This window comes from Streptomyces sp. NPDC004561, assembly GCF_053602155.1.
Window position 1 is genome coordinate 28,093 of sequence record NZ_JBSGDB010000020.1, and the last position, 11,800, is coordinate 39,892.

Genomic DNA, 11,800 nt, shown 5'->3' on the forward strand with positions numbered 1-11,800 from the left:
CCATGACCGGCAGTGGTGGGGGGAAGCCAACGGGCAGGCGCACCCGTACCACTTCAGAGCAGGGATTGACCGGGGAGTGCAGCCGGCTTGCCCGGGGTTCCGGCCGCACCTGCCGACGAACGAGCACGGCTTGATGAACTCCTGTTCCTCATCGGCGAGTTGCGGCCGGCCGCGAGCGCCGCGAGCGAGCCGAACCAGACGAGGGTGAAGTCGGACGCCACACCTGCGTCCGCCACCGTTCAGTGACCCGTCGCCCGACCGGCCGCCGGTGGATCGATGTGGGCGAACATCAGCGTGCGCGCCACGCTGACCAGAGTGGGTATGAGCACGTCGAGCGACTCGGGCCCCTGCGCCGCGAGGTGCTCCAGGATCAGCGCGTCGCCGGCACCGACGATCGCTCGGGCCACGTGGTCCGGCAGCCGAGCTGGAAGATCGCCTGCCGCGGCCTCCGTGACGCTCGCCTCGTACACCAGCTTCAGGCGGGACATCGACGCCTCGCGCCAGGCGGCCTGACAGTCCTGCATGGCGGCGCCGACCTCCGGCGCGCCCGCGGCGAAAGCTCGGACGTAGTTCGGCATGGACGCCAGCGTCGAGCAGAGCGCGGCGTAGCCGGCCCGCAACTGCTCATCGACATCGCCGGCGGGTACGGGCTGCGCGTTCACTGATGCGGCGAGGACCTGCGCGGCATGGTCGAACGCGGCGAGGAAACACGCCTGCTTGTTCGCGAACAGCTCGTAGAACGTCTTACGGGAGACCCCGGCCAGCCGCAGCACGTCGGCAACCGTCGTGCCCGCGTAGCCGACGTCGGCGACGGATTCGGCCATCGCGTCCAGCAGGCGGGCGCGCTGCGAAGCGGCGATCAGCTCCGGCTCCAGCCGGTGCGGACCCCGCGGCAGCGCCCTGGGCGGGACGGATGAGTGATCTGCGGACGGCGTGTTCATGGTTCCTCGATGCTACCGCCGTAAACGCGATTGTTTCTCACTTGGTCCGAGGGGTTCACCATGACGACAACACCGCACTGGCGCATCGCCGTGATCGGCGCCGGAGCGATCGGCAGCACCTTCGCTCTGAAGCTCGCCGCATCCGGTCACGAGGTCACCATGGTGGTGCGCAATGCGCGGCGCCGCGAAGCGTTGGAGCGTGACGGACTACGCGGCAAGCCGCGCCGCGGCGCCGCCGAGCGCGCCGATGTCCGGGTGACCGCGTCCCTCGACGACAACTACGACCTGGTGATCGTGCCGGTCCAGCGCCCCCAGATCGAAAGCCTCGTCCCGGCGCTGGCGGCGAACGGCTCGGCTCGGATCATGTTCATGTTCAACAACGCCTCCGACGCGGACCGCTGGGTCGGTGAGATCGGTGCCGACCGCCTGGTCTGGGGCTTCCCGGCGATATTGGCCAAGGTGAGTGACGAGACCGTCGGGTACTCGATCGTGTCGCGCGCCGTCCAGGTCACCACGATCGGCCGCCCCGACGGCGTGATCGACGAAGACTTGCGGAGCGTCGGCTCGGTCTTCTCCAGCGCCGCGATCCCGACCATCGTCTCCCCCGTCATCGACGGCTGGCTCAAGACGCACGCTGCCTTCGTCGCGCCGATGGTGGCGGCGGCCTTCTTGCCGGGACGTTCGGGGTCCGGTCCACGGCTGAGCTGGTCGTCGGCCCGCGAACTCGGCGCTGCGGTACGGTCCGGCATGCGTGCCGTGCGCCGCTCCGGCGCCACGGTCGCGCCGGGGAACATGCGCGCAATGCCGTTCGTACCCGGACCGGTGCTCACCGCGATGTTCTGGGCGATGTTCGCGACACCGGCGGGCAAGGGCATGGTCAGCCAGGTCTCGGATTCGGTGGCGGCCGAGAGCGCGATGCTGCTGGACGAGCTGAGTCAGCTGGCCGAAGCCGCCGGCGTCGACCCGGCACCGCTGGCTCGCCTCGCCGCCCGCATCCCCGCGCCGGTGTCCCGCTAGGCCCTGTCGTCGGGTGGAGGCATTCGGGCGTGTGGAGCCGGGGGCGGCCGGTCGTGAGGACGACGTCGTGGCCTCCGGTAGGTACGGCGACGCGGACGGACACCGCGGCCGCCCCGGCCCGCTCGATGGCGGAGGCGACGACGAGCGCCAGCACCCTGCCGTAGTGGTGCACGCGGAGCGCCAGCACCCTGCCGTAGTGGTGCACGCGGTCGGACTCAAGCGCGTGCGGGGTGACGTCGTCCACGTTTCCGAGCCGGACGGCGTTGCGATGGGTGACGCCGTCCAGCACGCCCGGCATGGCCCGTGCCCGAGCCCAAGCCATGCCGATGCCGGCCAGATGCTCCCCTCGGGCGATTTCCGCCTGGACCACTCGCCCGTGGGCGAGCCCGTCCATGGGGGCCTCCGCGGCGTACAGCGCCGCGCCCATGGCCTCTGCGACGCCCTCGGCGCGTGGCACCGGCCGTCCGACGAATCTCACGCAGGGCGTCCGGGTCGTCTTCGCGGGCTCAGCTCCCCCAGGGCGGTGGCGACGAGGTTGCTCTGCGGAAGCAGCGCGCACGGTCTGTCGTCGGGTCGGCCGTGTTCCGCGCCAACTGACTTTACAGCGCGTCGAGTTACGGTCAGGCAGATGACACTGGGCCGTCCAGCTCACACCCGCGCGTCGAAGCGGCATCCGTTCGCCCTGCTCAATGTGTTTCAGGGCCGGCCGACAGTGCCGGGACATTTCAGTCCGGCATCCCTGGACTTGCCTCTGTTCGGCCCCTCCCTGCGCGTGCTCGCGTGAGGTTCAATGAGGCATGTCCACCACCCAGGGCCAGAGCCGCAGGGGGCGCGGGCGCCCCAGGATGCCAGGCGTTGAGAGCGCCATCATCACCGCTGCCCTCGCGGAGTACGGCGAGCACGGCTGGGCCGGATTCACTTTCGACGGAGTCGCTCGCCGGGCCGGGGTCGGCAAGTCGACCGTCTATCTGAGGTGGCCGGACAGGGAGTCGCTCATGGTCGATGCGCTGCGCAGCCGGAGCGGCATCGTCCCCGTTCCGGACACCGGCAGCTTGAGAGACGACCTGACCGAGTTGACGACGACGTTGTACCGCTACTGCTGCGATCCGGCCGGGTGGGCGAAGTTGCGTATCTCCATCGATGCCGCGGGCGCACACGAACGGCTGGGCCCGTTCGCCCGGGCCGTGCAGGAGGTGCACTCCGGCATGGTTGCCCAGATCATGGCGCGGGCCGTCGAGCGCGGGGAGGCCGACCCGTCGGCCTCCCCGGTCGACGTGGCGGAGGTACTGTTCGGCACGGTCGTCATGCAGGTGCTGGCGTCCCGTCTCGACGGCGGCGAGCTCGACAAGGCCGAAATCCCGGCACGGACGGACAGGTTGATCAAAACGCTGTTCCAGGGAGTTCTCACGCGGGTCGAGCCCGTCGCCGCCACCGGCTGAGCACCATCGGTCGCGCCGCGGCAGACTCATCCGCCCGCGACACTTCAGACGATCGACCTCGTCTGCAGAAATGCGTCGAGCCCGCACGCCCCCCAACCCCGCCCGATACCGGTGTTCTTGTAGCCGCCGAAGGCATGGAACGGGCTCAGCTCACCGCAAGCCACCGCCGTTGTCGAGCACGGTCCCGGTCCTGTGTTCCGCCTACGCGCTGTTCGGCACCGTCAAGGACGGCAGGCTGACCAACTACGACGCCATCAAGGGATAGGCCGCACCGCCTGTGACGCACGTGTGCCGGACGTGCACCTGACGTTGGCGTGAGGTTTTAGCGTGATGGGCGTTGGTGCTCCACGTGGCGCCGTGGGCGCCCGATTCCCTGCACCACGGATTCAGCGCCCGCCACGGGGCAGGTGCGCGTCCTCATGGAAAGTGAACTGATGCGAGCAGCTGTATACGGTTCGGTCGGGGGGCCCGGACGTCATCGAGATCGCCGAGGTCGACAAGCCCGAACCGGGTCTGATCGGGATCCGGATCAAGGTTCAGGCGGCGGCGCTCGACTTTACCGAACTGGCGGCGTTGAGCGGCTACTGCCCTGGCCCGCCGGAGGGCGGTCACTACGGCCTCGGCTGGGACATCGCCGGCGTCGTCGACGCGGTGGGACCGGGGGCTCCTTGGAAGCCCGGCCAGCCCGTCATCGCGCTCAACTACGGGGTCCCGATGGGACTGAACCGGGCGCATGCCGAGTACGTCGTCGTGCCCAGCTATGCGATCGCCGCCGCGCCGGCGGGTGCCGACCCCGTTCATGCGGCCACCATCCCGCTCAACGGGCTGACGCCGCGCCCGCCCCGATACGCCACCGGCCCGGCCGCTCCACCGAGGCGTGGCCGGGCCGACCGGTGCCGCGCCGGAGCACCGAGTCCTACTTGAGGGTGCTGCCGGCGTCGACGGGAAGGGTGATTCCCGTGATGTACCGCGCCTCGTCGGAGGCGAGGAAAAGAGCGGCGTTGGCGATGTCGACCGGCTCGAGCCACGGGACCGGGAGCGCGTTGGCGAAGCTCATCCGCCCCTTGATGACGTCCGTTGTGCGCTCTTCGACCGGCAGGTCCGGCGCGAACAGGGCGTACATCGCGGGGTTCTGGAGCATCGGTGTGTTCACGGTGCCGGGATTGATGGCATTGACGCGGATGTTCTCCGGTGCGAGCTCGATCGCCAGGGTGCGCGCCAAGCCCACCACGCCATGCTTCGCCGACACGTAGGCCGCCAGGTTCGGCGCTCCCCGCAGGCCCATCACCGAGCTGACCAGGATGACGGAACCCCCGTTGCCACCGGCCCGGATGTGGTCGATCGCCGCCTTGGCGGTGTGCCATACACCGGTCAGGTTGACGTCGAGGACGACGCGCCACTGCTCCTCGGACAGCTCAAGTCCCGGCCCGAAGACGGCCACCGCGGCATTGGCGACCACGACATCGAGACGTCCCAGCTCGGCCACGCCCTCGGCGACGGCCGACCGGACCTGCGCGAGGTCGCGTACATCGGCCTGCCTGGCCACGATCCTGCGGCCGAGCGACTCGACGTCCTTGGCGGTCTGCGCGAGGTCGGACGAGGTTCCCATCGCGAACGGCACCGTGTCGATCTGGTCCGCGATGTCGAGCGCGATGATGTCGGCGCCCTCCTGGGCGAGCCGCACCGCGTGCGCACGGCCCTGACCGCGCGCGGCGCCCGTGACGAGGGCGACCTTGCCCTCGACCCTTCCTGCCATGATCGCTTCCCTTCGGTTGTGCCCGTCCGACGGACGGAGCTTTCGGGGGTACTCGGTCGGCCGGCGTCTACTGCGCGTCGACGCCGATCCTCACGGTCAGCGGCGCATCGGCTCGTCGCCGTTGTCGCGCCAGACGTGACGGGTGGCGCACCACACCACGACATCGTGCGGATCCAGGTGGACCGGACCGCGGTCGAGCACCCAATTCACCGGGCCGTCGAGGGCGACGGTGTGGTCGAGGGTGCGCGTGCGGTGGAAGCCCTCCTCGTCGAATTCCCAACTGGCCCTCTCCGCTTCGGAGTCCACCGCCGCCGCGGCCTCCCGCGGCAGCCGGCGCCGGCTGCGGGGGCGGCTCCGGGGCTTCGCCCGACTGGCCGTCGGGCTCGGCGAGCCATACCTCCTCGAACGTGACGAGGTCGCTGGGGAACACCGGGCGGTCCGGTCTTCGCCGACGCGTTCGGGTCGGTTACCGGGGTCTCGCCGTCGAGGGTGACGGCCGGCTTCCCGCCGACGTCACCCGTCACGGCTCACGACGCTGCGCATCGCCGTCCTCTTCATGCTGTCTGTCGACGACCTCATGGGCGCGGGCCGGACTTTGAGGTCACGGACGCGACCGAACCCTTCAGGCAGGCGTTCTCGATCCGCCGCGGTTCGGCGAACAGCGCCTCGGCGGAGTCCCGCGGAGCGACCTCGCCGTGGACGAGGACGAGCGCGCGGTCCGCCGATTCGAGTGCGGGCCGGACATGCTGCCCGACGAGCACCCCCGCCGCCCCGGTCTCGGACGTGACCTGGCGTACGACGCCGAGCAGCCGCTTGGTGATCACCGGGGCGACGCCCATGCTCAGCTCGTCGATGAGCAGTACGCGCGGTTGCCGCATCAGCGCCCGGGCGATGGCGAGCATCTCCTGCTCGCATGCGGAGATGCATGCCGGTCCGATGGAGGGCCGGACCGATCGGGCTGCCTATGACAGCGGTTTGGCGGGAATGAGCGTCGCGGCCATGACCGCGGGCTCGTCGCCGTGAGCGCCCCAGGCGTGCAGCGCGCCGCGATCGACCATGACGTCCCCCGGCCCCATGACGACACTGCCGCTCTCGAGCGTCAGGAGAACCTGCCCGCGGATGACGACCGCGTAGTCGATCGTGGTCGTCTGGTGCATCGGGATCTCGTCGCCGGGCTCCATCTCGAAGAGAACGAACTTGGCGCCGTCGCCATTGAACAGATCAAGGTCGACGGGCGTCGCACAGGTCTCGGCAGAGCCCTCGTTGCTCGCCGGCACCGCGTCGGTTGTCCAGACGAGGGCGACTTTGGAGTTGGAGACGGGAAGGGTGTCCATGGAGCTGTCGAAAATCACGCAGGAGCGTCCGTCGGCATCATGGCCGGTGACAACACGCCGGTTTCGTATCATGTGCGTTCCTTTGCCTACTGAGTAACAGTCAACTCGGTCGCTGGACGATCGCCGGTGCCAGGTGACTCAACCAACGACGTCGAGGGTGAGGTGCAGGCGGCTGATCAGCCACGAGTCGCCGGGACGGACATAGATCTCATCGAGCGTGCCGAACAGGTGCCCGGCCTGTGGGTGGAAGGAATGCTGACGCCAGATTCCCTGGGCGCGATCGGCGGACACGAGGTAGATCTCCGGCGCTGTCACGTGATGGACCATGCGGACGTCGGCGGCTATCCGCTCTCCCATCACCGCGAAGATCTCGTCGCTGCCCTTCGCGAAGCTGTTGTCTCCGTTCGGTCTCGCGACCGATATCTCGGCGTCGCTGTCGAGCAGGGGCCGAAGATCGTCCCATTTCCGCTGATCGAGCAGTCTCGCCCAGCGGGCACGGAGCGTCTTGATCTGCTCGATCGCAAGCAGTTGTTCAGCGGGTGTCATCAACTACCTGCCTCTGATTGGCTCTGAGAAATTCGCGAAAGCAGGGTACGGACCACCCTTGTCATCCATGACCCGGTTCGAACGGGCGGAATCGGCACCGCCGGTGCTTCGTTGTCGAGTGTCGAGCTCATCAAGCGCGAGCTCATTGTTCGCCGGACCCAACGACCTCGCCCACTTACATCTCACCTCGACCTCTTTACCGTGACAGCCGTCTGACGCATGAACAGAGGAGGTCAGTGGGCACACGCAAGCCCCATCAGCGAGCGATATATTTTATAACGCACCGAGGGGACGGCGACAAGCCCTTCACCCGATCACGGATCGCCCCCCTCCACCTCAATGTTCGAGGCCCTTTACGGACGATCGTCGTCGGTATTCATTACGGACGATCGCCGTCGGTAATGAACGGAAAGGCCTACGGGGCAACTTCCACAACCGGTCGGTTCGGCGGCCGTATTGCCAATCATCCGCGTGGTGCGTCTATGATCTCTCAGGCCGGCGCCGGAACACGGCATGATTCCCGCTCCGAAGACACTCAAGTAGTAATCGATCGCCGACAGTTGCACGCAGCGCGCCGGCTTCTGATGCGTTCCATGAACCAGCAATAGTTCGACTGGAGGAGACGCACCTATGGAATTCCTGTCCCAAGCCACTTTCCACTCGGGTTCCACCGAGCAGTCCACCGGCGACATCTCGGTCACCATGCTCGACAACCACGACGACCCGTCACGGCCGCTCGTGGGCGTGGTCCGGTTCTCACCCGGCGCCCGAACCGCATGGCACACCCATGCGGCCGGCCAGACCCTGCACATAGCCGACGGAGTCGGACTGGTGGGGGTTCGCGACGGTCGAGCCGCCCTGATACAGCCGGGCGAAACCGTCCACGCACCCTCGGGGGAATGGCACTGGCACGGCGCCGCCCCCGATGCCTCCGCGGCCTTCCTCTCTCTGACCGAGCGCGACAGCGACCCCGCGGTGCCCTACGTCGAGTGGGGTGAGCTCGTCACCGACGACGAGTACCAGGAAGCGGCTCGCAATGCCCAGCCGTCCCCGGACTCACCCTGAGCCGGACGGCCGCTCACCCGCACGACGCGGTACCGGCGCGGGATGATGCTGCTCGCCTCAGCGGGGGCAGCATCATCCTGGCCGAGGTGTCCTTCAGGAGCAGGCTGCCATCATGACGGCGATGATCAGGCAGGGCTCGTCGGTCCGGTTGTGCCACGCGTGTTTCGTTCCGCGCTGGACCACGGTGTCCCCGGGACGGAGCGTTGTCTCCTCGGTCTCAAGGACCAGGACAAGTTCGCCCGAGACGACGGTGACGACGTCCACGGTCTCGGTCCGGTGCATGCCGGGCGCACCTTGCGCGTTCCGCGCCGGCTCATCGTCCATCCCGTAGGACCTGGCGAGCGCGGCCTCGTACTCCCGCGCGTCCATGTTCGCGTTGGGCGGGACCTGGCATATCCGGACGACCAGGCCGTTCGCCGACGGAGGCAGGACCTCATCGGTCAGCACGTCCTCCGCGGCTTGCCGCGCCGGAAGTCCCTCGACTCTCCAGATGTCCATGACCACCGACCCGTCGGGACGGATGACGTGCGTTGTCGTCCTCGCGTCCGCGACGATCCGGGAGCGGCCCTCCTCGTCCACTCCGGTCAGGACACGCCGCACTCCCGTTCGTTCAGCCACTGGCCTCGCCTCTCTTCCGTCCGAGCATCACGCGATCAGGTCTCCGCCGTTGACGTCCACCGTCGCTCCGGTGACGCAGTCCGACTCCCATCAGCCGGTCCCAACTCGTCGTCGCCGATGGTCTCCATGGGCCGGGTCGCGCTCACCAGGCCGGCCGTGTTGACCGGGAGGTCGACCCGGCCGGTGACACCGAGGACCTCGGCCGCAATCCGCCGTACGGCGTCAGGGTCGGTGAGGTCGCACGACACCGTCGTGACCCCGTCCGGGGAACTCCCGCCGGCGCTCACGTCGATGCCGTAGACCCTCGCCCCGAAGCGGGCGAGCCACGCCGCGATCTCCGAACCCATGCCGCCGGCGGCACCGGTGACGACCACGACGTTGCCTCGAAGTTGTCTGTCACCAGCATCCCTCACCCCTGTTCCCCAGGCCGGTGCCTCCGGTCTTCATCGGACGGCGTCCACCCGTGACGGTGCCACAGCCTCGTTGGCCGCCTGGAACTCCTCGTCGGAGACAGCCTCGAGCCAGGTGGTGTCCGGAGCGTCCCCGTCGCGGACGACCATGGCGACGTGACACATCACGTTGCCGGCCGTCGCGCCGTGCCAGTGCTCCTCGCCCGGAGGGGCGTACACCGTGTCGCCGGCCCGAACGCACACGACCTCGCCGTCCCGAGTGCCGACCAGACCGACCCCTTCGGTGACGTACAGCGTCTGGCCCAGCGCGTGGGAGTGCCAATGGGTGCGCGCCCCGGGCACGAACCGTACGACTCCGGCGATCAGGGGAGACGGTTCGTCGCGCCCGGCGATCGCGGTGGAGTAGACATCCCCCACGAACCGGCTCGCGGGGCCTTTGGCGGCAGGTGCCACCGGCTTCAACTCCATGGGAACTCCTCGCATGTGAGAATGATTGGGAGACACGAGCCACGGGCTACGGGAGGGCCGGGACAGAGCGCCGCGCTGCTACTCCCCCGGCTGGTCGCACACTTGCCGAATCTCCTGCGGGTCGGTGCGGTGACACCAACTTCCCCATGAACGACGGGAATTCGGGAGCGTTCTCGAGCGGGCTCTCCAGGAGCTCGACTCCAAGTGCCTCCCGGCGGACCGCCAGGCCTCGGATCAGCGCGCACGGCCTCCACTCGCGTGAATATATTATATGTTCGATCGTCAGGGCAAGACCTGCGGACGTCAGCCGTCGCTGCGTCCAGCGCCCATACCGCGGCCATGGCAGTGCGCGCATGAACTCCGGTCGCCGACAAGGGAGATGGGGCGGATCGTCCGATCGGGTCCGCTTGCGGCGGCAGTTGGCGCCGTCGATGCCCGATCTGCCGGAAACCCCGGAGCGGGAGCCCCGGGAAGAGGCTGCACGGTTACGGGAGGGGACTGAGCGGGTGCGGGCCGCCCCCCTTCAGACGCGTGAGCGCCGGCGCTCCTCGCTGCCCCTGCTGCGGCCGCGCTTCGACGAGCTTCCCGCGGTTGCATGGAGAGGGGCGAAATCCGGGCATGTATCGATCTTCATTTGCGCCACGAAGGCTATCGATGTGGTGTTCTCAGGGCCGGTCGAGGCCGCTGGAATATTCCGGATTAAGTGAATAGCCGGACATGGCGTACATCACGCCAAAGGTAGTTCGCCCTTCACTTATGCGGGCGTAGGGTCTCCTTTGCCAATCAAAACAAGCCCCCACTGGCATATTTCAGAGGAACGTGGGGATAGCAAGGAGCAAAGACCATGGCACTCAAGATTGCGCGTCGGGCTGCTGTCGCCCTCGCCTCCGCGGCGGTAGCGACTGCTGCGCTCGTCGGCGCCGGCGGCTCGGCATCGGCGGCACCCCTGTCGACTGGTGCCCCCGTCACCGTCTCGGCCGGACCCCTCGGCCACGCCACCCACGACAGGGGTGACCAGGGCAACCGGAACGGTCACGAGGGTTCGGGCCAGTGGGTCCGCACCCACGACGAGGACCGCAACTCGGGCTACCGCTACGACCGTGACGGACACCGCTACAACCGCGATGACTACCGTTACGAGCGCGACGGCCGCTGGGTTCGGGACCACCAGGACCGGTCCGACCGCCGGGACGACAACCGCGCGTCCTACTGGCACTTCAAGGACACCGGCTACGACCACAGCCGTCAGTACCGTGACAGCGACAGCCGCTTCCAGAACTGGAACAGCGACCGTGGCGAGCGGAACTGAGGTACGCACCCACTCGGGTGCGTGAAACGCGGTGTCTTCGGCCGGCATGGTCTGCCCGCCGAGGACACCGCCGGAACACCGGCACCGAACCATCGGTGCGGTGCGGGAGCCACCGGTACTTGAGCGGCGCCGGCGGCTGACAGGGTACAGCGAGTAAAGCGCGAGCCCTGGCGGGGCGACATTCCCGGCCACTGCGAGAACAGCAGCGACCGTGTCCATGCCGCCCCGCATTCCTGTGCGCAAAAAACTGGGGGGCCAGTTTTCGTACCTGGAACAGCCCTCTTCTGGGGGGTATAAAAATTTACCCTTTTCCTGGACATGTGGGAGTGCGAACCTCGACGGAGTGACCGACGGGATGTCCGACATGGCCGTCCCGAGGAATTCGCACCCGCCGCCGCACGCAAGCCGGAGGTCATGTCCGCCATAGTCGAGGTCGCCCTTCGTCGCGCCCCGGACACCACCTTCGCCTTCACGTGCACCGCACAAGCGGTCGGGCGTCCACGCCCCCACCAAAGCCACGGCACGGACGACTCACGTCTGCACACCACCGGACAGCCACTGTTCAGATGGCTGCCCGCAGTCGCCGCCCCCCGCTTCGGCCGCACCCCACCACTCCACGAGAACAGCAGAGCCTCATGAGCACAGACATACGCGAAACGCACCATGCCGCAGACCGACACGAGCGCCGGGGCACCGCCATCGTCGTGGGTGCTTCCCTGTCGGGCCTGATGACCGGACTGACCCTGTCCCGGGCCGGTTTCCACGTCACGATGCTCGAGCGATCAGGTCCCTCTCCGCAAAGCGGCGCCGCGCTCGGCCTCGTCGGCGTCGACTTGCACGGCGAGACGAAGCTGCTGGACGGCTCGAACCGCACCGCACCGTCTCTGATCGCCATCG

At 68.3% G+C, this 11,800-nt stretch carries 15 protein-coding genes and 1 pseudogene; 7 read left to right on the forward strand and 9 right to left on the reverse strand.

Annotation, left to right across the window (positions count from 1 at the left end):
* Positions 1–239 precede the first annotated feature (239 nt).
* Positions 240–941: a TetR/AcrR family transcriptional regulator gene (locus ACWEN3_RS04825; RefSeq protein ID WP_452965686.1), complete on the reverse strand. Its 702-nt coding sequence runs from the start codon at positions 939–941 to the stop codon at positions 240–242.
* A 60-nt stretch (positions 942–1,001) separates the two neighbouring features.
* Here ACWEN3_RS04825 and ACWEN3_RS04830 point away from each other — a divergent pair, with 60 nt between their 5' ends.
* The 4 genes and pseudogenes from ACWEN3_RS04830 (at position 1,002) to ACWEN3_RS04845 (ending at position 4,321) form a co-directional block, all read left to right on the forward strand.
* Positions 1,002–1,958, forward strand: coding sequence for a ketopantoate reductase family protein (locus tag ACWEN3_RS04830; RefSeq protein WP_452965689.1), 957 nt, complete (start codon positions 1,002–1,004; stop codon positions 1,956–1,958).
* Positions 1,959–2,803: 845 nt separating this feature from the next.
* Positions 2,804–2,944 (forward strand): annotated as a pseudogene (locus tag ACWEN3_RS04835) (helix-turn-helix domain-containing protein); the annotation flags it as partial.
* Positions 2,945–2,953: 9 nt separating this feature from the next.
* Positions 2,954–3,397 carry a TetR-like C-terminal domain-containing protein gene (locus ACWEN3_RS04840; RefSeq protein WP_452965719.1) on the forward strand — a complete coding sequence of 148 codons (444 nt, stop codon included), beginning with the start codon at positions 2,954–2,956 and terminating at the stop codon, positions 3,395–3,397.
* Between the two features lie 528 nt (positions 3,398–3,925).
* Positions 3,926–4,321, forward strand: coding sequence for an alcohol dehydrogenase catalytic domain-containing protein (locus ACWEN3_RS04845; protein WP_452965722.1), 396 nt, complete (start codon positions 3,926–3,928; stop codon positions 4,319–4,321).
* On the opposite strand, the gene ACWEN3_RS04850 is transcribed toward ACWEN3_RS04845, so the two are convergent.
* From ACWEN3_RS04850 to ACWEN3_RS04870, 5 genes are all read right to left on the reverse strand, one after another.
* Positions 4,314–5,153: a mycofactocin-coupled SDR family oxidoreductase gene (locus ACWEN3_RS04850; RefSeq protein ID WP_452965691.1), complete on the reverse strand. Its 840-nt coding sequence runs from the start codon at positions 5,151–5,153 to the stop codon at positions 4,314–4,316. The two genes, ACWEN3_RS04845 and ACWEN3_RS04850, sit on opposite strands and share 8 nt — an antisense overlap.
* Before the next feature lie 96 nt (positions 5,154–5,249).
* On the reverse strand, positions 5,250–5,459 hold the full coding sequence (locus tag ACWEN3_RS04855) for a hypothetical protein (protein ID WP_452965694.1): 210 nt from the start codon (positions 5,457–5,459) through the stop codon (positions 5,250–5,252).
* 269 nt (positions 5,460–5,728) lie between these two features.
* Positions 5,729–6,055 carry a hypothetical protein gene (locus ACWEN3_RS04860; RefSeq protein ID WP_452965695.1) on the reverse strand — a complete coding sequence of 109 codons (327 nt, stop codon included), beginning with the start codon at positions 6,053–6,055 and terminating at the stop codon, positions 5,729–5,731.
* Between the two features lie 60 nt (positions 6,056–6,115).
* The gene (locus tag ACWEN3_RS04865) at positions 6,116–6,559 is read right to left on the reverse strand and encodes a cupin domain-containing protein (RefSeq protein WP_452965698.1); all 444 of its coding nucleotides are present in this window, start codon (positions 6,557–6,559) and stop codon (positions 6,116–6,118) included.
* A 66-nt stretch (positions 6,560–6,625) separates the two neighbouring features.
* On the reverse strand, positions 6,626–7,033 hold the full coding sequence (locus tag ACWEN3_RS04870) for a nuclear transport factor 2 family protein (protein ID WP_452965700.1): 408 nt from the start codon (positions 7,031–7,033) through the stop codon (positions 6,626–6,628).
* Between the two features lie 630 nt (positions 7,034–7,663).
* On the opposite strand from ACWEN3_RS04870, the gene ACWEN3_RS04875 reads away from it, so the two are divergent.
* A complete protein-coding gene (locus ACWEN3_RS04875; protein ID WP_452965701.1) occupies positions 7,664–8,098 on the forward strand; it encodes a cupin domain-containing protein in 435 nt (144 codons plus the stop codon).
* A 93-nt stretch (positions 8,099–8,191) separates the two neighbouring features.
* On the opposite strand, the gene ACWEN3_RS04880 is transcribed toward ACWEN3_RS04875, so the two are convergent.
* The 3 genes from ACWEN3_RS04880 to ACWEN3_RS04890 are packed head-to-tail and all read right to left on the reverse strand — an operon-like array spanning position 8,192 to position 9,594.
* Positions 8,192–8,716 (reverse strand): cupin domain-containing protein, encoded by a 525-nt coding sequence (locus ACWEN3_RS04880; RefSeq protein WP_452965703.1) that lies wholly within the window; start codon positions 8,714–8,716, stop codon positions 8,192–8,194.
* 35 nt (positions 8,717–8,751) lie between these two features.
* Entirely contained in the window at positions 8,752–9,129 is a 378-nt protein-coding gene (locus ACWEN3_RS04885) for an SDR family NAD(P)-dependent oxidoreductase (RefSeq protein WP_452965705.1), read from the reverse strand.
* Positions 9,130–9,159: 30 nt separating this feature from the next.
* Positions 9,160–9,594 carry a (R)-mandelonitrile lyase gene (locus tag ACWEN3_RS04890; RefSeq protein WP_452965707.1) on the reverse strand — a complete coding sequence of 145 codons (435 nt, stop codon included), beginning with the start codon at positions 9,592–9,594 and terminating at the stop codon, positions 9,160–9,162.
* 844 nt (positions 9,595–10,438) lie between these two features.
* Between ACWEN3_RS04890 and ACWEN3_RS04895 the strand changes: the two genes are divergently transcribed.
* The gene (locus tag ACWEN3_RS04895) at positions 10,439–10,903 is read left to right on the forward strand and encodes a hypothetical protein (protein ID WP_452965709.1); all 465 of its coding nucleotides are present in this window, start codon (positions 10,439–10,441) and stop codon (positions 10,901–10,903) included.
* A gap of 635 nt (positions 10,904–11,538) precedes the next feature.
* Positions 11,539–11,800: FAD-dependent monooxygenase (locus tag ACWEN3_RS04900; RefSeq protein ID WP_452965712.1), on the forward strand; the 262-nt coding region annotated here is incomplete at its 3' end.